Here is a 23,212-nt window from a genome sequence, read left to right as displayed (position 1 = left end):
TTGCGCAGGGCTTCGACAGGCTCAGCCCGAACGGGGTACTTGATTCCTTTTGGAGCCTCTCCATGGCAAGACCCGTCACCTTGTTCACCGGCCAGTGGGCCGACCTGCCCCTGGCCGAACTGGCCCCGCTGGCCAAAACCATGGGCTACGACGGCCTGGAGCTCGCCTGCTGGGGCGACCATTTCAATGTGCAGGAGGCGCTGGCCTCCGCCACCTACGTGAAGGACAAACACGCCCTGCTCGCCAGCCACGGCCTGCAGTGCCTGGCCATCGGCAACCACCTGGTGGGCCAGGCCGTGTGCGACCTGATCGATGAGCGCCACCAGTCCATCCTGCCGGCCCATGTGTGGGGCGACGGCGAGCCGGAGGGCGTGCGCCAGCGCGCCGCCGCCGAGCTGCAGGACACCGCCCGCGCCGCCAAAAAGTTCGGCGTGAAGACCGTGACCGGCTTCACCGGCTCGTCCATCTGGCACTCGATCTACGCCTTCCCGCCCACCAGCCAGGCCTACTGGGACAAAGGCTTTGCCGACTTCGGCGCGCGCTTCACGCCCATCCTCGATGTGTTCGACCAGGTCGACGTGAACTTCGCGCTCGAAGTCCACCCCACCGAGATCGCGTTTGACATCGCCACCAGCGAACGCGCGTTGGCCGCAATCAACCAGCACCGCCGCTTCGGCTTCAACTTCGACCCCAGCCACCTGGCCTACCAGGGCGTGGACTACATCCGCTTCATCCGCAGCTTTGGCCCGCGCATCTTCAACGCCCACATGAAAGACGCCTGGTGGGGCAAGGGCGACGGCAGCGTGGGCACCTTTGGCGGCCACACCAGCTTTGGCGATGCGCGCCGCACCTGGGACTTCCGCAGCGTGGGCCGGGGCATGATCGATTTCGAATCCATCATCGTCGCGCTCAACGACGTGGGCTACCAAGGCCCCCTGAGCGTGGAGTGGGAAGACAGCCGCATGGACCGCGTGCACGGCGCCACCGAGAGCGCGGCCTTCTGCAAGCGCCTGGATTTCAAACCGGCCGCCGGCGCGTTCGACGCCGTGTTCGCCAAAGACCAACAAGCCCCATGAGCGCCGCGCCGGGCCGCCCCAAGCCAGCTCGCACCGCAGCTCGAAGAGCGGAGGTACGCCAGTGACCCTTGTCCACATTCCACGCCGACTGCGCTACGCCATGGTGGGCGGCGGCCGCGACGCCTTCATCGGCGGCGTGCACCGCCAGGCCGCCGCGCTGGACGGCCAGATCGAGCTGGTGGCCGGCGCGCTCTCCAGCAGCCCCGACAAGGCACGTGCCTCGGGCCGCGACCTGTTTCTGGCCGATGACCGCAACCACGGCCGCTGGCAAGACCTGCTGGCCGACGAGCTGCGCCGACCACCCGAAGAACGCATCGACTTCGTCTCCATCGTCACGCCCAACCACCTGCACTTCCCCGTGGCCCAGGCCTTCGTGGAGGCGGGGTTTCACGTGGTCTGCGACAAGCCGCTGGTGCACACCAGCGCGCAGGCGCGGGACCTGGTGGCCGCCGTGAACCGGCAGGGCACGGTGTTTGGCGTGACCTACAACTACACCGGCTACCCGCTGGTGCGCCAGATGCGCCACATGGTGCACAGCGGCGCCATCGGCACGGTGCGCAAGGTGGTGGTCGAGTACCACCAGGGCTGGCTGGCCACCGCCGTGGAAGACAGTGGCAGCAAGCAGGCCGCCTGGCGCGTGGACCCGGCGCTGAGCGGCGCCGCCGGCGCCATGGGCGACATCGGTTCGCACGCCGAAAACCTGCTCACCACCGTGACCGGGCTGGAGATCGAAGCGATTTGCGCCGACCTCAGCGCCATGGGCGCGGGCCGCACACTGGACGACGACGGCAATATGCTGCTGCGCCTGCAGGGCGGCGCGCGCGGCGTGCTGATCGCCTCGCAGATCTGCACCGGCAGCGAGAACGACCTGCGCCTGCGCGTGAGCGGCACCACCGGCAGCCTGCTCTGGTGCCAGGAGAACCCCAACCAGCTGCTGCACCTGCCGCTGGACGGCCCGCCGCGCACGCTCACCCGCGCTTCGGCCGGGCTGTGCGAAGCGGCCATGCGTGCCTCGCGCCTGCCCGCCGGCCACCCCGAGGGTTTCATCGAGGCCTTTGCCAACGTCTACCTGGGCGTGGCCGCCGACATCCGCGCCCGCCTGCAGGGCGTGGCCGCCGATCCGCTGGCCGCGGACTACCCGCGCATTGAAGCGGGTGCGCGCGGGGTGCGCTTCATCGAGCGGGTGCTGGCCTCCGCCGCGAGCGAATCCAAATGGACCACCATGCAGGACGGTGCGGACAGCGTGCCCCGCGCCACCGAGCCCGCCCTGAGCCGAAGCCCCGCCGCCGAGCCGGCCGCCTGATACAAGCCAGCGCGCGGCCAGCCGCAGGGTGCCGCCACCATGATTGGGGACGGATGACGGCCCTATATTTCAACTATCATCGAAATATGGAAACAATCACCCCCCAGGAAAGCCAGGCCCTACGGGCCCTCACGGCCCTGTCGCAGGCCGTGCGCCTGCGCGCCTTCCGCGAGCTGGTGGTCGCCGGGCCGGTGGGCCTGACGCCCGGCGCCATCGCCGAGCGACTGGACGTGGCACCGAGTTCGCTCTCGTTCCACCTCAAGGAACTGGTGCACGCCGACCTGGTGAGCGCCGAGCCGCAGGGCCGCCACCTGATCTACCGCGCCCACTTTCACCGCATGAACGCGTTGCTGGGCTACCTCACCGAACACTGCTGCGGTGGCCGGACATCCGAGCGGGCGGGTGCCGCGGTGTGCTGCGAACCCCAGGAGGCCCCATGAACCTCGCCGACGCGCTGAACCTGGGCTGTGCCTGCCAGACCCTCCAAGCCTCGCGCCTGCGCGAACAGCTGGAAACCAGCCCGGCGCTGGGCGGCCTCACCGCGCGGCTGGCCGAGAGCCACCCGCACCTGTTCTCCGCCAGCGCGGTGTTCCTCGACGCCGGGGTGCAGCGGCAGATCGTGCAGGCCGTGCAAACGCTGGAGCGCGTGATCGCCCTGCCCGCCTGGCGCGAACAGGCCCTCGCCCGCGCGAACCCGATCGCTGCGCTGGACTGGGGCCCGGCCGGTGTCTTCATGGGTTACGACTTCCACCTCGCCGCCGACGGCCCCAAGCTGATCGAGATCAACAGCAACGCCGGCGGCGCCCTGCTCAACGCCGCGCTGGCCCGGGCGCACCGCGCCTGCTGCGCCGGGTTCGAGCCCCTGTTCGACCCGGCGGACACCCTGCTGCGGCTGGACGAAGTGTTCGTCGCCATGTTCCGCGCCGAATGGCGGTCGCAGCGCGGCGACACGCCGCTGCGCAACGTGCTGATCGTGGACGACGCTCCCGGCGAGCAGTACCTCGCACCCGAGTTCGAGATGGCGCGCGCCCTGTTCGCCGCGCACGGCCTGATCGCCGTCGTGGCCGATGCCCGCGAGCTGCAATGGCGCAACGACGCGCTCTGGCACTCGGCCCTGCCGGACGGCATGCCGGTGGACCTCGTCTACAACCGCCTGACCGATTTCTACCTGCAGGACAGCGGCCACAATCCGCTGCAACAGGCCTACCGCGCGGGAGCCGCCGTGGTCACGCCGCATCCCCGCACCCACGCGCTGTACGCCGACAAACGCAACCTGATCGCGCTGTCCGACGCCGCGCTGCTCGACACCTGTGGCGTGAGTGAAGCCGACCGTGCCGTGCTGCGCCAGGTGGTGCCCGCCACGCAGCGCGTCACGGCGGACAACGCCGACGCGCTCTGGGCCCAGCGGCGTACCCTGTTCTTCAAGCCCGCCGCCGGTTTCGGCGCCCGCGCCGCCTACCGTGGCGACAAGCTCACCAAGCGTGTGTGGGGCGAGATCCTGGCGGGGGACTACGTCGCCCAGACCACCGTGCCGCCCAGCGAGAGGCTGGTGTCTGTGGACGGCCAGACCACGCTGCTCAAACTGGACCTGCGCGCCTACACCTACCGTGGCCAGGTGCAGCTGCTGGCCGCGCGCTCCTGGTCGGGCCAGACCACCAACTTCCGCACCGAAGGCGGTGGCTTCTCGCCCGTGGTGGTCATGCCAGCGGGTGCATCGCCGGCATGACCCCGCCCGTCGTGGGTCAGCGCCGCGTGGCGCTCACTACAATGACCGCCACCGCCGATCACGTCCCAAGGAGTCACCATGTCCTCACTGCGAACCACCCTGGCGCTGGGCGCCATGTCCATCGCCATCCTGGGGTGTTCCAGCGTCTCGCTCGACCCTGCCGCGCCCAGCGCCGGGCGCTCGGCCAGCGGCCAGGAGGTGCGCACCGTCAAGTCGCCCGACGGCAAGTTTGAGGGCGAAGTCTCCGGAACGCCCGCACCGGACAGCCGGTTCGCCAAGCTGAGGATCGGCATGGAACTGCAACAGGTGCTGAAGCTGATCGGCAACTACGACGAGCTCTTCAACCACGAAACCGGCAAGCGCTGGATTCCCTTCTACCTCGGCAGCGACGCGCGCCGCGTCGTCACGCTCTACAAGGGCGAAGGCTGCCTGAGCTTCACCGGCGGCAACGTCTGGGGCGGTGGCAGCAACCAGCTCATCCGCATGGACGTCGACCCCGCCGGCACGTGTTACCAGCCCTGATGCCAGGTCCGCACGCAGCGGCGTTGACGCTGCTGGCCCATCCGGCGGCACCCAGCGCCGAGGGCCTGCAACTCGCGGTGGTGCTGGTGCCCGATGGCGCCGGCTGGCGGCTTCGCTACACGCTCACCGGTGACCTGAACGCACTGGCCATCCCCGCGCCCCTGCCACCCGGCCCCGCGGACGGGCTCTGGCAACACACCTGCTTTGAAGCCTTCGTGGGCACGGCCGGCAGCACGGCCTACCGCGAGTTCAATTTCTCGCCGTCGGGTCAGTGGGCCGCGTACCGCTTCAGCGACGAACGGGCGCGCGACCCCGCCGCCGAACGCAACAGTCCCCCGCCTGCCATCACCTGCGAGCGCTCGGCGGACACGCTGGACCTGCAGGTCTGGCTGCCGCCAGCGCTGCTGCCTGAGCCGGCGCACGACGCCTGGCTGAAGATCGGCCTGAACGCCGTGATCGAAGCCCGCGAAGGCCAGCTCAGTTACTGGGCGCTGCACCACCCGCGCGCCGATCGGCCCGACTTCCACCACGCCAGCGGCTGGACCCACCGCCTGCTCCCGCCCCCTTTCGCCCTCCAAAGCCCCGCATGAAATTCGGCATCGAACGCCTCATCGAAGACCCCACCCTGCGCGCGCCCCTGGCCGGCCGGCGGATCGCCCTGCTCGCCCACCCGGCCTCGGTCACGCGGGACCTCACGCACTCGCTGGACGCCCTCGCGGCCCTGCCCGACCTGAAACTCACCGCGGCCTTCGGCCCGCAACACGGGCTGCGCGGTGACAAGCAGGACAACATGGTCGAGTCGCCCGACTACCTCGACCCGCGCTTGGGACTGCCGGTGTTCAGCCTCTACGGCGAGGTGCGCCGCCCGACCGACGCCATGATGGCCAGCTTCGACGTGCTGCTGGTCGATCTGCAGGACCTCGGCTGCCGCATCTACACCTTCATCACCACGCTGCGCTACGTGCTCGAAGCGGCGGCGCAGCACGGCAAGGCCGTCTGGGTGCTCGACCGCCCCAACCCCGCAGGTCGCCCGGTCGAAGGCCTGACCTTGCGCGAGGGCTGGGAGAGCTTCGTCGGCGCCGGCGCCATGCCCATGCGCCACGGCATGACCATGGGCGAACTCGGCCACTGGTTCATCGCCACGCTCGGTCTGCAGGTGGAATACCGCGTCATCACCATGGAAGGCTGGGCGCCCGACGCCGCCCCCGGCTTCGGCTGGCCCACCGAGCGCACCTGGGTCAACCCCAGCCCCAACGCGGCCAACCTCTGGATGGCCCGCGCTTACGCAGGCACCGTGATGCTCGAAGGCACCACGCTCAGCGAAGGCCGCGGCACCACGCGCCCGCTGGAACTGTTCGGCGCGCCCGACATCGACGCCCGCCAACTCATCGCCGACATGCGCCGCACCGCGCCGCAGTGGCTCCAAGGCTGTGTGCTGCGTGAGTGTTTCTTCGAGCCGACCTTCCACAAACACATGGGCAAACTCTGCGCCGGTGTGCAGATCCACATCGAAGACCCGACGCACTACGACCACGCCGCTTTCCGCCCCTGGCGCCTGCAGGCCCTGGCGTTCAAGGCGGTGAGGATGCAAGCGCCCGACTACCCGCTGTGGCGCGACTTCGCCTACGAATACGAACATCATCGCCTGGCCATCGACCTGATCAATGGCGGGCCGGCACTGCGCGAGTGGGTGGACGACCCGAAGTCAACGCCCGAAGAGCTCGACGCGATCACGGCACCGGACGAAGCCGCCTGGGAAGAAGCAAGAAAGCAGTTCCTGCTCTACTGAGCAGGAGCATCGACATCGCAGGATGCGGTGGAACCGGCTCCGCCGGGCCACTCGCATCGCCCCCTGGGGGGTGACGGGCTCAATCAGAGCCCGGCGCGGGGGGTAACAATTTCTGCATGAACTCCGCCGTGCCCATCGAAGGGTCCAGCTGGTAGCCGGCGTAGCCGATGCGCTGGTACAGCTTGCGCGCCGGCGCGTTGCCCGAGAGCACCTCCAGCGTCATCTTTACCGCACCGCGCTCCACGGCGATGCGCTCGGCTTCGGCCAGCATCTGCTCCGCGATGCCGCGGCCGCGGTGGCTGGCGAGCACGGCCACATCGTGCACGTTGACCAGTGGCTTGCATTTGAAGGACGAAAACCCCTCGATGCAGTTGACCAGTCCCACCGGCGTTTCACCATCAAACGCCAGCACGCTGTAGGCCTGCGGACGGGCCGCCAGTTCACGCACCAGGTTCACTTTGACGAAATCAGACAGCGGTTCGCCGCCACCGGCGGGATCGCTGGCGTAGGCGTCGAGCAAGGCGACCACGGCGGCGGCATCGCGTGCATTCAGGTAGTCCGCGCGGCGGACCGACAATGCGGCCGCCATCAGCCGGCCCTCACCGCGTTGACCAAACGCTCGGCGCAGGCCTGCGCCTGTTGCGCGTCGCGCGCTTCCACCATCACACGCAGCAAGGGCTCGGTGCCGCTGGCGCGGACCAGCACGCGGCCGGTCTCGCCCAGCTCGGCGTTCACCGCCTTCGTCTCATCGGCCAGCAGCGTGTTGGTGGTCCAGTCCTGCCCCGGTTGAAGGCGCACGTTGATCAGCGTCTGCGGAAACAGCGTCACGTCGGCCAGCAACTGGGCCATGGTCTTGCCGCTGTCCACGCAGGCGTGCAATACCTGCAGCGCGGAAACGAGCCCGTCCCCGGTGGTGTGACGGTCCAGCACCAGCAGGTGGCCCGAGCCTTCGCCACCCAGCGTCCAGCCATGGCGCTCCAGCGCTTCGAGCACGTAGCGGTCGCCCACCTTGGCGCGCACGAACTTCACCCCCTTCTTCCTGAACGCCACCTCGACCGCCATGTTGGTCATGAGCGTGCCCACGACGCCGGGCACTTCGATGTCTCGTGCGATGCGGTCGGCCGCGATCAGGTAGAGCAGTTCGTCGCCATTGAACAGGCGGCCGGTGGCATCCACCATCTGCAGGCGATCGGCGTCGCCATCCAGAGCAACACCGTAGTGAGCGCCGTGCGCCTTCACCGCCTCGACCAGCGCCTCGGGGTGCGTGGCACCCACGCCCTTGTTGATGTTCAGGCCATCGGGCGTGCAACCGATCTTGATGACCTCGGCACCCAGTTCATGGAACACATCGGGAGCGATGTGGTACGCCGCGCCGTGGGCCCCGTCCACCACGATCTTCAGGCCCTTGAGCGAGAACAGATGGGAACAGGTGCTCTTGCAGAACTCGATGTAGCGACCCGCGGCGTCGTCCATGCGGCGGGCTTTGCCCAGGTTGGCCGAATCGACCCACACAGGCTCCTCGTCCAGCGCGGCTTCCACCGCCAACTCCCACTCGTCAGGCAACTTGTTGCCCATGGCGCTGAAGAACTTGATGCCGTTGTCGGCAAACGGATTGTGGCTGGCGCTGATCACCACACCCAGGCTCGCGCGCTGCGCGCGGGTGAGGTAGGCCACGGCCGGCGTCGGCACTGGGCCGAGCAGCACCACGTCCACCCCGGCGGAATTGAAACCAGACTCCAGCGCACTCTCCAGCATGTAGCCGGAAATGCGGGTGTCTTTGCCGATCAGCACCGTGGGACGGGCTTCACTCTGCTTGAGCACCCGCCCCACGGCGTGCGCCAGGCGCAGCACGAAGTCGGGGGTGATGGGGGCCTGCCCGACGGTACCGCGGATGCCGTCGGTGCCAAAGTACTTGCGTGTCATAGAGGGAAAAAGATGGACGGGCCCGGCCCGTGGTGAAGGCTGGTCCGACCGGACGCAGCCTCGGGCACCATTTTAGGGCCGCGCCGGCGACCGCCTGACACCCCCAAAGCCAGCGAAGCCTTCAGCGAGCAACTGTTTCAAACGACAGGCTGGCCAGGCCACGCATCACCTCATCCACCTCCTGGCCGATGCCCGCCAGACCGGTGTACTCCTGAGGCGCTTCGGGGGTGCGCTGACGGTGCGCCTCGTATTGCTGAGCCAGCGAGGACTCGACGCTCCGGTGAACCACGGGCGGTGCATCCAGCACCACGGCTTCGCGGGCCATGGGCACCTGCGCCGGGGCAGTGGTGCTCGTGGGAAGGCTGCCCGGCAAGACCAGCATCGGCACCTCCACCTTCGGCAGCAGGCGCTCCTTGAACGTCGACTCTTTGAAGTAGCGGATCTTCTCGCCCATCACCGGGTGCGCCATGCCTTCGACCAGCAGGATCTGCTTCTCGTCACCCATGGCCTTGAGTTCCTGAGGCAGCATGAGCGCACGGCGCTCGTCGCTCTCGCTGCGGGTGTAGCTGCTCTCGCGCGAACGGCTGCGGCTCACGCTGTCCTTGCGCATGGCGGTATAGCCCAGCATCTCGCTGTATTCGTTGGCGTCCTGCTGCTCGCGCGGCGCGAAGATGATGCGCAGCGCGTGGTTGGTCATGATGGTGCGCGCGGTTTCCTTGCCGTAGGTCGACTCCAGCTGCGCCATGCTCTGGATGATGGGCATCAGGCGCAGGTTGTAGCCCGCCATGAAGCTGACCGCGCTGGCGATGATGTCGACCCGCCCGATGCTGGTGAACTCGTCCATGAGCAACAGGCACTGGTGCTTGAGCTCGGGGTTGGCCTGAGGCAGCTCGCGGGTGTTCTGGTTGATCAGCTGGCTGAAGAAGAGGTTGAGGATCAGGCGGCTCTCCGCCAGCTTGTTGGGCTGGATCACCACGTAGATGCTCATCTTCTTGCGGCGCACGTCCCGCAAATCGAAGTCGTTGCCGCTGGTGGCTGCATCCACCACCGGGTTGAGCCAGGGGTTCAGCGGCTCCTTGAAGGTGCCCATGATGCTGGCAAAGGTCTCGTTGGCCTGCCCCAGCAACGTGGCGAACGCCGTGCGCGCGCTCGGGCTCAGGTGCGGCCAGGCCGCCAGCTCGGTCAGGTAGGTCTTGATCTCCTGCCCCGGTCGCCCCGACGCCAGGCGGTACAGGCCACCGATGGTGGGCGCGTCGTAGGGGACGTCAAACTGTTCAGCGAGGTAGGCCGCCTGCTCGAAGGCGTAGAGCGCGAAGGCGACAAAGGCGTTCTGCGCCTGGTTGGCCCAGAACGGGTCCTTGTGCAGCTCCGAGGCCGGGTACAGCATGGCGGCGATGCTCTGCACATCGCTGATGCGGAAATGTTCGTCCCGCGACACATAGGACAGCGGGTTCCAGCGGTGGGTGCGCCGGTCTTCGGCAAACGGATTGAAGAGGTAGACATGCTGCCCGTAGCGGGCGCGAAAACCGCTGGTGAGGTCAAAGTTCTCCTGCTTGATGTCGAGTACCACCACCGAGCCCTGGTAGCTCAACAGGTTGGGAACCACGATGCCCACGCCCTTGCCCGAGCGGGTGGGCGCGGCCAGAAGGGCAAACTGCTGGCCGTTGAAGTACACGAACTGGCCGTCCTTCTTGCCCACCACCAGCGCCGTGTCGTCGGGCTTGAGCATCTTGCGCTCGCGCAGGTCACCCGTGGTCGCGAAGCGGGCCTCGCCATACAGGTTGGGCTTTTTTCGGAACAACACCAGAGCGGTCAGCGCGACCAGCATGAGCAATGGCACCGCAAAACCGATCAACCCGCTGCTCTTGATCACCCCGGCGTGGGCGGGTACATCCGAATAGGCCAACCAATAGCGCAGGTAGTCCAGCCACTGCATGCGCGACCAGGGCATGTCCAGCCGCCAGAACAGCACCAGACCACTCAGGTACAGACCAGCGAACAGGACTGCCGCCAGCAACGCCAGAAACAACAGCAGCTTGGCTTGCCTCATGGCTTGCCTTTCCCCTCACCCAAACGCGCCACCTGCTCTTTGTAGCGGCGCAACTGATCGCGAGACCAGTCGTGGCGACACAGCTCGATCGCGGCAGGCAATGCCTTGACAGCCACCGCCTGCTCGCGCGACTGAGAGGCGCAGCGGGCGTCCCGATAACGCTGCCAGCTCTGGTGGTCCAAGTCCTGCATTCTGGCGTAGGTCTCGGCATAGGCCTTGCCTTGCAGGCCGATCAGGGCCTGCTTCTTGCCCATGCGGTACTCACGCACCATCGTCAGCAGGACACGGTCTTGCTCGATGCGCGCGCGACGACAGCCGATCAACTCCGGCGTCTGCGGGTCGCAGACCGCTTCGACACGCACCGCCGCGACTCCTTTTTTCGCCACCTCCGGCTTGGCCCGAACCCAGCGTGCAGCGGCGGGCACAAAACAGTGGCCTTCCTGCTTGGCATGGCCGGCGGCATTGACCAACTTCAACGACACACAACCTGGTGCGGTCGCCTCGATCTCGCCGGCATTGGACACGACATCCACCTGGGCAAAGGTGCCTGTCTTGGCATCGAACTGGTACAGGCTGTCCACTGGCAGTTTGCCGTCCATGGCAAACAGGCGCGTGACCTTGAAGTCCAGCAGCCCGTCGCCGTTGAAATCCTTGAAGTGCAGCCAGGCTTGCCGGTCCAACCGGCTTCGAGGCATCTCAAAGGCGTGCGGCAGGGCCTGCAACTCCTTGCCTCCTCGGCTCACCACGATGTAGCCCGAACCGACCTCGCCCGCCGTCGCATCGGCCTTGTCGTCGAACTCAAAATCAAAATTCAAGCTGCCTGCATCGGGACCGATCTGCTGAGAGAGGGTCTCCAGGCCGTCGCGTTGCGGCTGAAAGAAATCGATGGGCAGTTGCCCACACGCGGCCAGCGAGGCGGTCAGCAACAACACACCCAGTCTTTTGCTCTTCATCGGTCATCCCTTTTCATGTGTTTCATGTGGTGGTCACGGCAGCGCCCAACCGCCTCAGGCTCGCGCCATCTCCTGCGCGGGCACCGCCTGCGGCTGAACCTGGGCCAGCGCCGTGGCATCACCCCGGCGACGTTCATGTCCCGTGGCGCGGTGCAAATGCTCTTCTGCAGATTCCCGGAATGCATCTCGAACCGGGAAGTCCCACATCGCCCCTGCGACATCTTTCATTGCCACACGCGCACCATCCACGCTCAGCCCCATCCAACTGGCCTCTGTCCCCATCCGGTGCTCGGCCGCCGTCCGCACGGCATAGGCCTGCACCTGCTCGATCTGTTCCGCCGTGAACCCATGGTTCGACAAGCCCGCCCCCAGGCTTTGCCGGGCCTGCGCCTGAAACGCGCCCAGCGATCCGCCGAGCACCGGCGCAGTCGTCTTCGTGGCCTGAGCTGCTGAGGCGAACACACCGTCCATGGCCTGTTCGGTCTGCTGAACCGGCTGATGAAGGCGCCCCTCGGCAGCCAGCTCGTGGAACTGACGCTCGATTCGCGTCCGCACCGCCTGCTTTTCGGTCTCCGGCATGCCGGTGTTCAGCATCCGCTGGTCGAACCGGTGCTGCAACAGCACGTGGTTGTCCTTCTGCGCATCGGTCAGGCGGTCATCCTTCAGCACGCCACGCATGTGCTCGGGGAAGGCCTCGAAGCGATCTGGATCGGCATGCACCGGTGTCGTTCCCCGCGAACCACGCTCGCCTTGCACCGCCCATTGCAACAGGGGCCGGGAACGTGCCGGGTCACCATCGACAGGGTCGCTGTACAGCTTGTCGCCATTGCGCGCTGTCTGGTACGCCTCGGAGTGCAAAGGGATCGGCTCGTTTGGGTCAAACCGTTGACCGGCAGGCACGTCCGCCACCGTCACCCCGCTGTTCTGAAGGTACTTCGTCGAGCCCTCCAGCGCAGCTGCGGCCGTACCACGTTGGTGGGATCCCCCACCAATGCCGCAATGGTTGCCATGCAGGTTGACGGTCTTGACGCGCGGGTCGTGACTGTAGTCGGCTGCCTTGAACTCCGTGCGGAACTCGTCGTCGGCACGCACCACCAGCACATCACCCTTCACATTGGGCGGCAAGCGCATGTCGCCCTTGATGTAGCTGTGCACCGGGTCCAGCATCACCATGCCCTTGACCTCGATGCCACCGGGCGGTGCCAGCACCTTGCCATCCTCGGTCACCAGGCCTTTGTCGTTGAGCATCTGAGCCAACAAGACCTGAGAGGCGGTACCTCGACTGAAACCGACGCTGGAAAGGCTGATGTCTTTGTGTGTGGCGGTGGGGTTGTCGCGGAGGTAGTCTCTCGCCTTTTCAGCGAAGTCTAGATAAGCATAGTTGGCGGCCACTCGAACGGGTTCCGTGGGGAACGGTCCAGCCTCCAGCAATCTGCCCATTTCGCCGCCAGTGCCTACGCCGCGGTAGTAGCCAGTTTGAAGGCTGGGATTGACCAGCTTTGCATCCTCGGCCTGCCGATACATGTTCGCCACATTGGTCGGATAAGGGTTCCCCGACAGCTCAAGATTGTCTTTGTCGTTGTTCGTCCCATCAAAAGCCGCAAAAAAAACCAAACTCCCGGCTGGAGCGCCATGGAGCTGACCCATGGCATCGCGCTGAACTTGCACCTGCTGGACTTCTTCTCGCGACAGATGGCGATCAATGGTTGTTCCCATGTCCGGGTCTCTTGTTCCGGTTTATCTGGACAGTTCGTTGGTGGGATAGATTTCAAATGTTTCCCTGTACCTAGACGAACTGGTCTTCTTGTTGGGTGGCAAGTCGCTGTTCAGGACCTTGGGCGTGACCACATACACATAGAGCTGCTTGCCTTCAATCACAAATGTCAGACCATGGTCTTTCATGTCCTTGGGTAGACGTTGACGCAGATCCACCCGATCCTCGACCACTTCATCCGTCGCCTTGATGCGCCATTTGACGAACAAGAACTCTCCGACGGGCATCGGTCCGTTGATGTTGGTACCAGGAGGCAATTGGCTCTTGCTCTCGTGAATAGGTTGATCGGGCGTGATGACACTCGCCCGAACCATCCGGTACTTATCTCCGTAGCTGTACTCCAGCAATTCATGAGCCGGATACCACTTGTCATTCCAGCCATCAAAAGCGAACTTGTGCCAAGGCTCCGCCACCTTGGTCGCACACGCCGAGGCCAATGCCAGGGTCATCAAAACGCCAACAAAAATCCGGCGAGTTCGCATCAGGTCACCTTTCAGGAAAATGCAGCACCAATGGCTGCCAAAAGAAGGGTTTGAAGAGGTCGGCGCGCGTTCAATAACCGCATCGCGCAAACACGGAGGTTTCCACCCTTTCGCTCAGCCGAGCTCCTTCCCGTCGGCTCGACCAGTGCAGGTCGTCTTGCCGCACCTCAAACACATAGGTCTCCAAAACCTTCGGTGCCTCGTAGGGCGGTGCATCAAGCAGGCCCTGGATGCGCCAAGTGTTGCGGCGGCGCGGTTGAACGTCGGTCACGAAAATCGTGGCGCTCTGACCAGGCTGCACCCATCGCACCATCTGGCGCTCGTTGATGACCAGCGCGCCTACATCGGGTTCCACCGGTTGCCGTCCCAGGTAATTCGCACACTTGGCTGAGCCAGCTTCCGACTTCGGGAACCACAGGCCGCGTATGTCCACAGGCGTCAAACCCGGAATTGGGGTTGCTGCGTGGACCAGCATGGATGCCACACACAGCGAAGCGGCGCTCAGCGCCTTGAAAAGAAAAGAGGTGTTGATCATGGTTGTCACGCGTCCAGAGCCAGCTTGCGCTGGGGGTCGAAGTCGATGCCGGTGATGTAGCGCTGCCCTGCGTGGGCTTTGATGTGCACCACCACGTCGATGGTCAGCATCAGCAGCCGCTTGATCTCGCCGAACGCCAGCCCCGAGCCCTCGGGGGAGGCCTTGACCATCAACGCCATCTGGTCCCAAGTCTGGCTGGTGCTGCCAGCGTGGCAACTGGTGATGGAACCCGGGTGGCCCGAAGCGCAGTTTCGGATGTAATAGAACGACTCGTCACCCCGGATTTCCGCGAGGATGATGCGGTCGGGCTTCATGCGCAGGCAGGCCTCCATGCAGCCTTTGGCGGTGACGTTCGCCGTGCCCTGCCCACCGCGCGAATAGATCAGGTGCACCCGGTTGGGCTGCTCAATGAACAGCTCGCGCGCGTCTTCGATGGTGATCAGCCGCTCGTCGTCCGGGATGTGCGTCACCAGCGACTTCATGAACGTGGTCTTGCCGCTGCCAGTGGCGCCGGACACCACAATGTTCTTCTTGTAGTGCACCGCTTTGCTGAAAAAGCCATGAAAGTCCCGTGCACGTTTCAAGGCCAGCAATTCCTCGTCCATGGCGCTGATGCTGCCGTCCTCTTCCAGAATCTGCGCGAAAAAGCCGTCGTCCTGGTACTGGTTCAGCGTCTTGGTGTAGCGCGAAGGCAAGCGGATCGTGATCGACACGTGGTCGGCTGGCACGGCGGGAGGCAACACGAACTGGGCACGTTGCCCGGTGGGAAAGGTGAGCGACACCACGGGATCGACCTGCGTGATGCGCTGTCCGGTCTTGCTTTCGTTGACCACCGTGGTGCAAAACTGCCGCGCCCGGTCAAAGGTCAGGCTAGGCACATCGATGCGCTCCCAGCCTGCCACTGTTTCCAGGAACACCTCCCCCGGGCGGTTGATGCAAATCTCCGTGACGCGGGGATCGCTCAGGAAGTTCGTGATCCCCAGCACGTGGTACTGGTACTCCAGAAACTCCGTTGATATGTTCGCAATGGGTTCGTCGTTGGTCTGCACCGTCATGACATGAAGGCCACTGCGATCAACGCATCACGCTGGAAAAATCGACGTCGCGCGCCGCGAAAATGTTGACCACCGTGCCGTTGAGCACCGTCACCGTCGCCTTGCGGTTGGCCGAGCGGGCGAGCATGTCGTTGGCGGCCTTCTTGGCCGTGCTGGCCGTCGCAGACTCCCAGGGATCAACGCGCTCTTGGATGGCACCGCCCGCATAGGTCGTGGTCTGGCGTCCGCGAATGTCATTTTCATTGGCGAACTTCTGCGCGCCAGCATCGATACCGTCCGCCAGCAAGCTCACCAACAGGGCCGAACCGATCCGCTCGCCCCAATGGCCGTTGTATTCGCCTGGAACGCCGGCGCCACCCAGCGCATCGGTTCCCGCGCTGTCGATCCGGACGTCCAGCCCCGTCGTCGTCAACACGCGGGTCCAGATGATGCCCACACGGTCGTAATTTTCATCGGCGTACTTGTACTCACCAGTGACCTTGGAACCCTTGTCGATCAGCAAACGACTCCCGTTCACGGAATAGATCGGCTCGGTCACGATACAAGAGGTCATGCCCGCCAGCGTCGACACGACCTTGGTCTCCAGCGAACAGCGAATGAAGGTACCGCGCGTGAGCGTGAAGTCGGCGTTGGCGAGGGCCTCCACAGCCCCGCGTTTCACCGACGAAAACTCGTCTTCAAAGAGCGGATTTTTCTTGCCTTTTTCAGACGCAGCCACCAGGTTGTTTTCGCTGGCCATGCGCCGCTGCATCAGATCGTCCTTGACCGGCGCGGCGCCTTCGCCCATTGGCATGGCGGGCGGCATCGGCGGCACGTTGGCCTTGGCCACCACCTCTGCATCTAGCTCAGGCGGCGGCAGCTTGAGCAACGGCTTTTCGGGAACAGTCACTTCTTCGTAAGTGACCTGCTTCTTCTTGTCGTCATCGGCCGAAAACGCATTGCTCGCCACCCACAGCGTCATGCCGATGGTCGCGAGCGACACCAGGACGATGTAAGCCACAGCAGTCTTGTTGACCCCGCGGGTCAGACCCGCAGACAGCTTGGGCATGTTGTCGGACAGCACGGGGCCTTGGCCGCCACCGTTGGCGTTGGGAAATTGCAAGCTCATTTGTTCCTCCTCAAACCGATCACGTCATTGCCCAGCCGCATCACCAGGTACGGATAGACGCCCAACACCACCATCACGTTTTTCTCGCTCTTGGTGTTGACCAGAAACTCTTCACCATGGCGCTCGTTGCGCCCGAACACCGCCGGAAAGTTCGCCATCGGTGGCAGGTGGATGTAGGTGAACTGCTGGTTGTCGTACATCCGTGTCGGGACGATGGTCGACACATCGCTCACTGTCGAGTAGTCGTAGTTCAGGTGGTAGTTGACCTGCGAATTCAGCGCGCTCGCGGTCGGTGACAACACGGCATTGGCCGCAGCCAAAGCGCTGGCCTTGTCGGGCTCCTCGCTGCCATAGACGAAGCGGACCTTGTAGAACACGCCGGCACTCTTCGCCTCCTCCAACGTCTTCCACTTGGAGGCCGACACCTTCAGATCCAGCAGGTACGAGCGCATGTTGGTGCGGATGTACATGTTGGTGTCCACGTCCACGTTTTTCGGACGGATGTAGAAGATGTTGTCGCGGCGCACCAACTCCCAGCCATCACTGAAACCGGTCCCGAAGTCCTTGATCTGTTCCTGCGGGCTGATCTCGATCTGGGTGGCAATGCCCAAGGCGGTGTTCACCCGGGTCACCTGATCCGGGCGGTAAGGCACCTCACGCACCTCTTGCGCTTGCGCAGCACCTTGCCAGACCAAGCCTGCCCCTGCCAGCAGAGCCCACAAAGCCCAAGTTCGAGAGTTCTTTTTGCTCATTTTTGGCTGCCCCTGTTCATTCCGGAAAAATCGTTGGATTCTGAAAACATCACTGCCCTTGTGTTGGTGTCGCTGGCGCACCGGGCAAATTCGGCTGCTGAACTGCGGCAGCTGGCGCTTGCGCCGCCCCCGCCACGTCCGAGCCACGGTGCGTCACGCCCTCCTCCTCATTCAGCAGCGGCACACCTGCATCCTGGTTCGCCGACTTGAACACCGGCGCGTTGAACTCGTCATCCACCCTGAACGCCGTCACCTGGAACCCCAACGGATTGCGCAAGCGCAGGTTGTCGCTCATCTTCAGGTTGGTCTTGTACTCGTACGTCATTGTTCCGACGTGGCTGCTCAGGTAGTCGCTCTTGCCCGTGGTCTTGTCGAACTTCCACTTTTCAAACCGAACCGTGGCACCGGTAGGCCTCGCGCCGCGCTCTTCGTCCAGGCCATTGAACACAATGCTGTTGACCTTGACGCGGATCGCGATGTTGCGGCCCCAGCGCTTTTCCGGGCTGTTGTTCGTCCCGTCGAACTGCTTCACAAACAAGCCCTTAACCTGATCGTTCGACATCGCCGCCACATACTCCCAATCGTGCTCGTTGATGGTGTCGTAGTCGTACCCCTCACGGGCCTGCACAAAACGCGCCACATGGCTGCGGTTCAGCGCCTCGCTCGCGTAGATGCCGGTGGCGGCCACGTTGTCCCGCAGCGGCGAAATCGTGCTCGTGCTGCGCTTCAGGTCCACCGTCACCAAGTAGGGCACCTTTTCTTTGAGCGGCAGCATGTAGGCAATGCCACCTGCCATCAACACCGTCAATGCCATCGACCCCATCGCCACGGTCCAGGCTCGGCGCTCGCTGCGCTTGACCATGGAAATCACGTTCGACTCAAAGTCCATCGATTTCTTGAGAATCTCCTGAGAAGCCTCGGACAGCTCCCGTTTGAACAATGCCATATCAGCCCTGAAAACCTTGTTGATCCACACCCGCAAAACCTGATCTCAACCGCCCCCTCAAGGCATGCGTGTGACCAGTACCGCTTTGCTGGCCGACACCTGAACACGAAGCTTCTGCGCTGCATAGCTGCGGCGCACCGTGTTGAGGGCACGCTGAAGGTTGTTGTCTTTGACAGACTCAAGACCGCTCACCAGCGTCAGGTCGCTCGGGTACTGCCAATCCAGCGTACCGCCGTACTCTTTGGCCCAGCGCTCCAGCATGTTGCGCAAGGTCGCGTCGGTCGGCAGCATCTGAAACCGCAGCAACTCAGCCTCTTCCTTGAGCGGGATTTCCTGTGGTGTGGCGCTCAGTGTGTTGATAGGCCTCCAGTTGTCGGCGATGTCAACGGCCTTGGGCACGGCACAGGCTTGGAGGAGGCCCAGCGCGAACACGCTTGCCACCGCGCGCGACAGTTGATCCCATGTCTTCTTTGTTTTCGTCTTGGTCATGTTGTATTCGCGAATTAAAAAGCTCAGTTGTTCAACATCAAGTGGCTCTTGTGTTGCCGTTGTTGCCATAGGGAACTGTCGGACGCGCGGGCTGCGCTTCGTTTTTGGCTACAAGCACCTTGTCTGCAGCATGGACGCTTGTGTCCGATCCAGATACTCGAAGATCACCACCGCGACCTGCACTGCCTGCCAGCACAGCGTCGGTGCTGGGCGTTGTGTAAACACCCCGCTTTTCATCCAAAGTCATGTCTTGCGCGTCGCGGGCCACGACCTCGTGGTTTCCAGTCGGCGGGTTGCCCATCGACCCGTCGCGACGCAACTCGCCTGACTGCTGCATCGCGTTCTGGTTCTGGCGAACGGACTGAAAGCCCGTGAACCCACTGTCATTGGCCAACCCTCTGGATCCAGCCACATTCCGAGGCCCCATGGAAGCATCGCTCTCGGAGCCCATTTGCGAAGCCTCCGAGTTGAACCGCCCAATCGCTGATTGCGCGCTGTAAACCCCACCGTTGCTTGAACCGCTGTATCCCGACTGGGTCAGCGACTGGGAACCACCGATCTGGCCCGGCGCATTGCCGGGCTGGCTGCCAGAACCGGCTTGAACGGTGGCTCCGTTGTTTTGCGGCTGGTTCTGGCCCAACGCAGCAAATCCCGCTCCAGTGCCCAGCCCCTTGGCCGCGCCCAAACTGCCCGCCACAGCACCAGCGCCTGCAAACCCGAACGCCCCGGCGGCAAAGCCTGCGCCTGCACCGAAAAACTGCATGATGGTGTGGGGGATGGCCATGATGATGGCCGACATCAAGGCTCCCAACGCCGCCAATCGCAACGAGCTGCCTGAAATATCAAACAAGCTGGTGCCAGACAGCAAGCCGCCGTAATACGCCACAACCACCGAACCGCCATAAATGGCAGTTGCCTTCAACACCAAGGCGCCAATCAATGTCAAGGTGGCCATCGAAAACAGCGCACCTAGAACGAACTTGGCCCAAGACCAAAACAGGGCTGTGGTTTGCTGAAAGAGCAAAAAGAAGATGAACAGCGGCGCCAGCATGATGGCCAACGTGACGGACAGCTCGCTCAACATCAACAACACCGCCACCAGCATCGCCGGACCGCTCTGCCCGATCAAGCCCACGGTGGTGGTGATGGTGTTCGGGTCCTTGCCGTTGTCCACCGCCTTCATGGATTCTGTGATGGAGTTGAGCAGCGAGGTGATGCCCAGATTCAGGTCAACGAGGATTGTGATGTCTGCACCGTTGGCCACGGCTTGTGAGATCAAGTTTTTGAAATTACCCACCCAGTCCACAATCACGGGTGAATTGGCTGCCACAAGCCCCACCAGCGACAAGATCAAGACCATCTTGCCGGTCTGAATGAACAACGGCACGATGGGGTTTCGGTTGGCACCCGTGATGATCTGAAACCCTTGATAGGAGACCCAGATGGTCATGATCACGGTGGACATCACCCCCAATGCCATGGCGAGCTTTTGTGCGACCAGTTCCCTGTAGGGCCCCTGGATGATGTCGTCCATGATGTATTCACGCACCGAGCAATAGAAAAATGCATCGTTGAGCACCGTCAACAAATCGGCGCCTGCGCCGATGATACCGCTCAGCCCAAACGTGGCCCCTACAGCCAACACTCCCGCAGCGGAACAAGCAGGCATTATAATTCCCCAGAAACAAACAAATGCACGGCGGCTGACATACGTGCAGTCAGCATCAGTTCACCAAAAACGGCACAGCAGGCTTGCGCAACGCGCCTTTGCCAGCATCGAACCGACCCGTGTCGCGCTCGCGCTTGGCCTCGACCATTTGCATTTCGTAGGTCTTTTCCCGCTGCTTGTAACCATCCATCAACACCTGCAACTGCATCGCGTCGGTTTGCAACAACGATTGTTGGGCTTGCAGTTCAAAGTGATAGCGCTGCATTTGGCCTGATTTGTCACTGACACCACGGGACGCAGTCACCAAGTTCACGATTTGTTCACGCCTTTTATTCAATACCTTAAGCATGTCTTGGCTTTGCTTGAGGGTTTGTAGGCGCAGGTTTCTCAGCCCGGCACAGGCGTTGTAATGCTTGAGGAATTGTGCGGAATTAGAACCACAATCTTGCTCAGTACCAATGTACTTTTCCGGGTTGTCCACCGTAATGGTTTCAAACTTGGTGTCCAGCCCTTTCAAGACTGCCTGATTGGAACCCGTACCCAAGGTGACATCTTGGCCCGAGGATGAGCTGGAGATGGCCCCTCGAAAATCACCACCGAGATTATCGTTACGTCCAAGTGAAGTGATGTTATTAATTTTCGTCAGTTCTTCGTATACTTTTTGGTCGTATACAGCCCATTGCGCCATCACAAAACTCGGAGCTAAGAATACAAAAAGTGCCATCAAATACTTAATCACCATATTCCCCAAAAGTGAGCTAAGGCAAGTTTCAGAAGAAGTCTTTTCTTAAATTTCCGTATGGGACCACCAGACTGTCCCAACGCACATAATACGTAAGTCCGGTCGGCTCAAAAATATCAACTTCGAGCTGCTGACCATTTTCACTCCAATACAACGTCTCATCGGAGCTGACCGAATTGGGGTCTCTTCCGACCGCGCGGACGACTTGTGCTCTGGTCATGCCTTCAACAACCCTGTCATAAGCAGCCCGAAGATCAATGCCCTCCGAATCGTCACCACCGCCCCCGCCCCCACAAGCCGCCAACGCCAAAGCGGCCGAACCGCCCAGCGCCAAACGCCCGAGCAGTCGCCGGCGGCTCAACAAAATCAGGGGGTCTTTGGGGATGTGTGTCATGGTCTTTTTCCTGCCTTGGTGTTCGCGCGGAGCGAAACGTTGATCAATCGGCCAAACCCAGTGCACGCAATCTGTGCGTCGTCTGTGTTTGCCTCGCCTGGGAACCGGGTGAGCATAGCCACCATTTGTGGTCCATCGACTTACCCCCTGTCACATCTGACAGCTAAATGTGCACATTTTGTAAGTCTTCGCAGGCGCGGCTCTTTTCTCAGAACCACGATGTCGGATTACCCAACCCATACCATTCACCACCCGCCTTCTCGCAGTTCTTCTTGGCCTTGATCCATTCGAGAGGGGTTTGCGGCGTGTAGTGATAGTGATCGCTCTTGCTGCTCTTTCCGTTTTTGGCATTAATGCAGGTACCAAGGGCTTTGGAAGGGCATTTGGGTACGAGCGTGGATTGAACGTCGGTCATCGGCGTCATTTGCACGGTGCATGCCTTTTGAATCTCTTCCAGCGTCTCGCCACTGGCCACCGGGCTTTCCCAGCAAGACAACAAGGGGAGCGACGGACGGGTCATGTCCATTTTTCCTTGCTGTAAACAAGACACTTGAAGGCCAGCAGATTGGCCTGGCCGAGGCATCTTTCCCTCGAAACTGGGTAGCTCCGGCAATTCCGGTAACTCCGGTGGTTTTGGAGCCTCCGGCATCTCACCTGGCTTGGGTGGTTTGATTGAATCAAACATGCCAGCGGACGCCAATGGCGCAGCACCCAGCAAGACGGTCCCAATGATCAATGCCAGTGTCTGGCGTGTATTTCTAGCGAAGCACATAATTCCTCCTTGATTTCTTATGGAAGGTCTGCACAACACCCGCTACGGCGCGAGGTGATGCATGCAATTTCAAATGATGGCGATTTCAGGCTCACGAGGGCGCTTTGTTGGCCGATTTCGCCCTGATTCGTGGCCGTTGGCCGCATTCGGACGCACTCATCCTCGGGTCTCCTTCAAAAGCGTTCGGCGCACCATCCAGATGTTGGACAACGCAAACAGGGTGTGCAGCTGCGCCGTGTTCTTGGCCAATCCCCGGTAGCGCACCTTCACATATCCGAACTGGCGCTTGATCACCCGGAACGGGTGTTCGACCTTGGCTCGGATGCGCGCCTTGGTTTTCTCCAGCGCTTCCATGATCGAGCCCATGGGCGTTTCCTTGTCCAGCGCCTTGCGATGGCTGGGCATCATGGCCACGTACCAGTGGACCTCGGGATGGTCCTTGATCACCTCATCGCGCTTGTGAACGCCCCGGTAGCCAGAGTCGGCAAAGACATCGGTTTCGTCGCCGTGCAGCAGTTCGCTGGCCTGGGTGATGTCGTGCGCGTTGGCCGCTGTGGCCTTGACGGTGTGCACCAGGCCCGATTCGGCATCGACCCCAATATGCGCTTTCATCCCGAAGTGCCACTGGTTGCCCTTCTTGGTCTGATGCATCTCGGGGTCGCGTTCGCCGCTGTTGTTCTTGGTCGAGCTGGGGGCGGCAATGAGCGTGGCGTCGACGACCGTACCGCTCTTGAGCAGCAGGCCTTTGTCGGCCAGGGTGGCGTTGACCGTGGCAAGCAATTGCAGGCTCAAGTTGTGTTGTTCGAGCAGATGGCGAAAGCGCAGGATGGTGCTCTCGTCAGGCAAGTTCTCCTCACCCTGGTCCAGCCCCGCAAACTCTCGAAACATGGGCGTGTCGTACAGCGCCTCCTCCATCGCCGGGTCGGACAGGTTGAACCACTGCTGCAGGAAGTGAATGCGAAGCATGGTTCGCACGGCAAACGGCGGACGACCACCCTTGGCGCCAGGCGTTGGTGCATGCTGTGCAATCAGCGACACCAGCTCGGTCCACGGCACTACCAGGTTCATCTCGTCGAGGAACTCGCGCTTGCGCGTTCTCTTGGTCTTGCGCTCGAATCCGCTCTCGCCCAGGCTCATTTGCTTCATGACGTC

Annotated in this window: 24 protein-coding genes; 7 read left to right on the top strand and 17 right to left on the bottom strand. The window is 63.0% G+C overall.

The window, feature by feature from the left end; genetic code table 11:
- Positions 1 to 62 precede the first annotated feature (62 nt).
- From IM738_RS06850 to IM738_RS06820, 7 genes are all read left to right on the top strand, one after another.
- Positions 63 to 1,076: a sugar phosphate isomerase/epimerase family protein gene (locus IM738_RS06850; protein ID WP_236965132.1), complete on the top strand. Its 1,014-nt coding sequence runs from the start codon at positions 63 to 65 to the stop codon at positions 1,074 to 1,076.
- A gap of 100 nt (positions 1,077 to 1,176) precedes the next feature.
- On the top strand, positions 1,177 to 2,379 hold the full coding sequence (locus tag IM738_RS06845; RefSeq protein ID WP_236966263.1) for a Gfo/Idh/MocA family protein: 1,203 nt from the start codon (positions 1,177 to 1,179) through the stop codon (positions 2,377 to 2,379).
- Positions 2,380 to 2,465: 86 nt separating this feature from the next.
- Positions 2,466 to 2,819, top strand: coding sequence for an ArsR/SmtB family transcription factor (locus tag IM738_RS06840; protein WP_236965131.1), 354 nt, complete (start codon positions 2,466 to 2,468; stop codon positions 2,817 to 2,819).
- A complete protein-coding gene (locus tag IM738_RS06835) occupies positions 2,816 to 4,105 on the top strand; it encodes a hypothetical protein (RefSeq protein ID WP_236965130.1) in 1,290 nt (429 codons plus the stop codon). Before IM738_RS06840 ends, IM738_RS06835 begins: the two co-directional genes overlap by 4 nt.
- Positions 4,106 to 4,183: 78 nt before the next feature.
- Positions 4,184 to 4,627 carry a hypothetical protein gene (locus IM738_RS06830; protein WP_236965129.1) on the top strand — a complete coding sequence of 148 codons (444 nt, stop codon included), beginning with the start codon at positions 4,184 to 4,186 and terminating at the stop codon, positions 4,625 to 4,627.
- Positions 4,627 to 5,217, top strand: coding sequence for a DOMON-like domain-containing protein (locus tag IM738_RS06825; RefSeq protein WP_236965128.1), 591 nt, complete (start codon positions 4,627 to 4,629; stop codon positions 5,215 to 5,217). The genes IM738_RS06830 and IM738_RS06825 overlap by 1 nt, the downstream gene beginning before the upstream one ends.
- Positions 5,214 to 6,416: an exo-beta-N-acetylmuramidase NamZ family protein gene (locus IM738_RS06820; RefSeq protein ID WP_236965127.1), complete on the top strand. Its 1,203-nt coding sequence runs from the start codon at positions 5,214 to 5,216 to the stop codon at positions 6,414 to 6,416. The genes IM738_RS06825 and IM738_RS06820 overlap by 4 nt, the downstream gene beginning before the upstream one ends.
- Before the next feature lie 79 nt (positions 6,417 to 6,495).
- Here the strand turns inward: IM738_RS06820 and IM738_RS06815 are convergent, their stop codons facing one another.
- From IM738_RS06815 to IM738_RS06735, 17 genes are all read right to left on the bottom strand, one after another.
- Positions 6,496 to 7,005 carry a GNAT family N-acetyltransferase gene (locus IM738_RS06815; RefSeq protein WP_236965126.1) on the bottom strand — a complete coding sequence of 170 codons (510 nt, stop codon included), beginning with the start codon at positions 7,003 to 7,005 and terminating at the stop codon, positions 6,496 to 6,498.
- Positions 7,005 to 8,339, bottom strand: a complete 1,335-nt coding sequence (gene glmM / locus IM738_RS06810) for a phosphoglucosamine mutase (protein ID WP_236965125.1) — start codon at positions 8,337 to 8,339, stop codon at positions 7,005 to 7,007. The genes IM738_RS06815 and glmM overlap by 1 nt, the downstream gene beginning before the upstream one ends.
- Before the next feature lie 121 nt (positions 8,340 to 8,460).
- Complete coding sequence (locus tag IM738_RS06805; protein ID WP_236965124.1) at positions 8,461 to 10,389, bottom strand: type IV secretory system conjugative DNA transfer family protein; 1,929 nt, start codon at positions 10,387 to 10,389, stop codon at positions 8,461 to 8,463.
- A complete protein-coding gene (locus IM738_RS06800; RefSeq protein WP_236965123.1) occupies positions 10,386 to 11,318 on the bottom strand; it encodes a hypothetical protein in 933 nt (310 codons plus the stop codon). The genes IM738_RS06805 and IM738_RS06800 overlap by 4 nt, the downstream gene beginning before the upstream one ends.
- A gap of 78 nt (positions 11,319 to 11,396) precedes the next feature.
- The gene (locus IM738_RS06795; RefSeq protein ID WP_236965122.1) at positions 11,397 to 13,058 is read right to left on the bottom strand and encodes a DUF2235 domain-containing protein; all 1,662 of its coding nucleotides are present in this window, start codon (positions 13,056 to 13,058) and stop codon (positions 11,397 to 11,399) included.
- Positions 13,059 to 13,079: 21 nt separating this feature from the next.
- Complete coding sequence (locus IM738_RS06790; RefSeq protein ID WP_236965121.1) at positions 13,080 to 13,688, bottom strand: hypothetical protein; 609 nt, start codon at positions 13,686 to 13,688, stop codon at positions 13,080 to 13,082.
- Positions 13,669 to 14,133, bottom strand: a complete 465-nt coding sequence (locus IM738_RS06785; RefSeq protein ID WP_236965120.1) for a hypothetical protein — start codon at positions 14,131 to 14,133, stop codon at positions 13,669 to 13,671. Before IM738_RS06785 ends, IM738_RS06790 begins: the two co-directional genes overlap by 20 nt.
- A 5-nt stretch (positions 14,134 to 14,138) precedes the next feature.
- Positions 14,139 to 15,188, bottom strand: a complete 1,050-nt coding sequence (gene virB11, locus IM738_RS06780; RefSeq protein ID WP_236965119.1) for a P-type DNA transfer ATPase VirB11 — start codon at positions 15,186 to 15,188, stop codon at positions 14,139 to 14,141.
- 19 nt (positions 15,189 to 15,207) lie between these two features.
- Positions 15,208 to 16,296: a TrbI/VirB10 family protein gene (locus IM738_RS06775; RefSeq protein ID WP_236965118.1), complete on the bottom strand. Its 1,089-nt coding sequence runs from the start codon at positions 16,294 to 16,296 to the stop codon at positions 15,208 to 15,210.
- A complete protein-coding gene (locus IM738_RS06770) occupies positions 16,293 to 17,048 on the bottom strand; it encodes a TrbG/VirB9 family P-type conjugative transfer protein (protein WP_272907814.1) in 756 nt (251 codons plus the stop codon). The genes IM738_RS06775 and IM738_RS06770 overlap by 4 nt, the downstream gene beginning before the upstream one ends.
- A gap of 49 nt (positions 17,049 to 17,097) precedes the next feature.
- A complete protein-coding gene (locus tag IM738_RS06765) occupies positions 17,098 to 18,024 on the bottom strand; it encodes a virB8 family protein (protein ID WP_236966262.1) in 927 nt (308 codons plus the stop codon).
- Positions 18,025 to 18,051: 27 nt separating this feature from the next.
- A complete protein-coding gene (locus IM738_RS06760) occupies positions 18,052 to 18,483 on the bottom strand; it encodes a TcpQ domain-containing protein (RefSeq protein WP_236965116.1) in 432 nt (143 codons plus the stop codon).
- 37 nt (positions 18,484 to 18,520) lie between these two features.
- A complete protein-coding gene (locus IM738_RS06755; RefSeq protein ID WP_236965115.1) occupies positions 18,521 to 20,152 on the bottom strand; it encodes a type IV secretion system protein in 1,632 nt (543 codons plus the stop codon).
- Positions 20,153 to 20,207: 55 nt separating this feature from the next.
- On the bottom strand, positions 20,208 to 20,876 hold the full coding sequence (locus tag IM738_RS06750; protein WP_236965114.1) for a hypothetical protein: 669 nt from the start codon (positions 20,874 to 20,876) through the stop codon (positions 20,208 to 20,210).
- Between the two features lie 46 nt (positions 20,877 to 20,922).
- Positions 20,923 to 21,288 (bottom strand): hypothetical protein, encoded by a 366-nt coding sequence (locus IM738_RS06745; RefSeq protein WP_236965113.1) that lies wholly within the window; start codon positions 21,286 to 21,288, stop codon positions 20,923 to 20,925.
- A gap of 208 nt (positions 21,289 to 21,496) precedes the next feature.
- Complete coding sequence (locus IM738_RS06740; protein ID WP_236965112.1) at positions 21,497 to 21,808, bottom strand: hypothetical protein; 312 nt, start codon at positions 21,806 to 21,808, stop codon at positions 21,497 to 21,499.
- Positions 21,809 to 22,216: 408 nt separating this feature from the next.
- Complete coding sequence (locus IM738_RS06735; RefSeq protein WP_236961435.1) at positions 22,217 to 23,206, bottom strand: IS5 family transposase; 990 nt, start codon at positions 23,204 to 23,206, stop codon at positions 22,217 to 22,219.
- Positions 23,207 to 23,212: the final 6 nt, after the last annotated feature.

The organism is Hydrogenophaga sp. SL48 (assembly GCF_021729865.1).
Lineage (GTDB): Bacteria > Pseudomonadota > Gammaproteobacteria > Burkholderiales > Burkholderiaceae_C > Hydrogenophaga.
This window is presented reverse-complemented; position numbering and strand designations above follow the sequence as displayed.

What these genes read in the sequence shown, in the direction of transcription:
- IM738_RS06850 (WP_236965132.1), top strand. Translation starts at nt 63, where the DNA reads ATGGCAAGACCCGTCACCTTGTTCACCGGCCAGTGGGCCGACCTGCCC.
- IM738_RS06845 (WP_236966263.1), top strand. Translation starts at nt 1,177, where the DNA reads ATGGTGGGCGGCGGCCGCGACGCCTTCATCGGCGGCGTGCACCGCCAG.
- IM738_RS06840 (WP_236965131.1), top strand. Translation starts at nt 2,466, where the DNA reads ATGGAAACAATCACCCCCCAGGAAAGCCAGGCCCTACGGGCCCTCACG.
- IM738_RS06835 (WP_236965130.1), top strand. Translation starts at nt 2,816, where the DNA reads ATGAACCTCGCCGACGCGCTGAACCTGGGCTGTGCCTGCCAGACCCTC.
- IM738_RS06830 (WP_236965129.1), top strand. Translation starts at nt 4,184, where the DNA reads ATGTCCTCACTGCGAACCACCCTGGCGCTGGGCGCCATGTCCATCGCC.
- IM738_RS06825 (WP_236965128.1), top strand. Translation starts at nt 4,627, where the DNA reads ATGCCAGGTCCGCACGCAGCGGCGTTGACGCTGCTGGCCCATCCGGCG.
- IM738_RS06820 (WP_236965127.1), top strand. Translation starts at nt 5,214, where the DNA reads ATGAAATTCGGCATCGAACGCCTCATCGAAGACCCCACCCTGCGCGCG.
- IM738_RS06815 (WP_236965126.1), bottom strand. Translation starts at nt 7,005, where the DNA reads ATGGCGGCCGCATTGTCGGTCCGCCGCGCGGACTACCTGAATGCACGC.
- glmM (WP_236965125.1), bottom strand. Translation starts at nt 8,339, where the DNA reads ATGACACGCAAGTACTTTGGCACCGACGGCATCCGCGGTACCGTCGGG.
- IM738_RS06805 (WP_236965124.1), bottom strand. Translation starts at nt 10,389, where the DNA reads ATGAGGCAAGCCAAGCTGCTGTTGTTTCTGGCGTTGCTGGCGGCAGTC.
- IM738_RS06795 (WP_236965122.1), bottom strand. Translation starts at nt 13,058, where the DNA reads ATGGGAACAACCATTGATCGCCATCTGTCGCGAGAAGAAGTCCAGCAG.
- IM738_RS06785 (WP_236965120.1), bottom strand. Translation starts at nt 14,133, where the DNA reads ATGATCAACACCTCTTTTCTTTTCAAGGCGCTGAGCGCCGCTTCGCTG.
- virB11 (WP_236965119.1), bottom strand. Translation starts at nt 15,188, where the DNA reads ATGACGGTGCAGACCAACGACGAACCCATTGCGAACATATCAACGGAG.
- IM738_RS06775 (WP_236965118.1), bottom strand. Translation starts at nt 16,296, where the DNA reads ATGAGCTTGCAATTTCCCAACGCCAACGGTGGCGGCCAAGGCCCCGTG.
- IM738_RS06770 (WP_272907814.1), bottom strand. Translation starts at nt 17,048, where the DNA reads ATGAGCAAAAAGAACTCTCGAACTTGGGCTTTGTGGGCTCTGCTGGCA.
- IM738_RS06760 (WP_236965116.1), bottom strand. Translation starts at nt 18,483, where the DNA reads ATGACCAAGACGAAAACAAAGAAGACATGGGATCAACTGTCGCGCGCG.
- IM738_RS06755 (WP_236965115.1), bottom strand. Translation starts at nt 20,152, where the DNA reads ATGCCTGCTTGTTCCGCTGCGGGAGTGTTGGCTGTAGGGGCCACGTTT.
- IM738_RS06750 (WP_236965114.1), bottom strand. Translation starts at nt 20,876, where the DNA reads ATGGCACTTTTTGTATTCTTAGCTCCGAGTTTTGTGATGGCGCAATGG.
- IM738_RS06745 (WP_236965113.1), bottom strand. Translation starts at nt 21,288, where the DNA reads ATGACACACATCCCCAAAGACCCCCTGATTTTGTTGAGCCGCCGGCGA.
- IM738_RS06740 (WP_236965112.1), bottom strand. Translation starts at nt 21,808, where the DNA reads ATGACCCGTCCGTCGCTCCCCTTGTTGTCTTGCTGGGAAAGCCCGGTG.
- IM738_RS06735 (WP_236961435.1), bottom strand. Translation starts at nt 23,206, where the DNA reads ATGAAGCAAATGAGCCTGGGCGAGAGCGGATTCGAGCGCAAGACCAAG.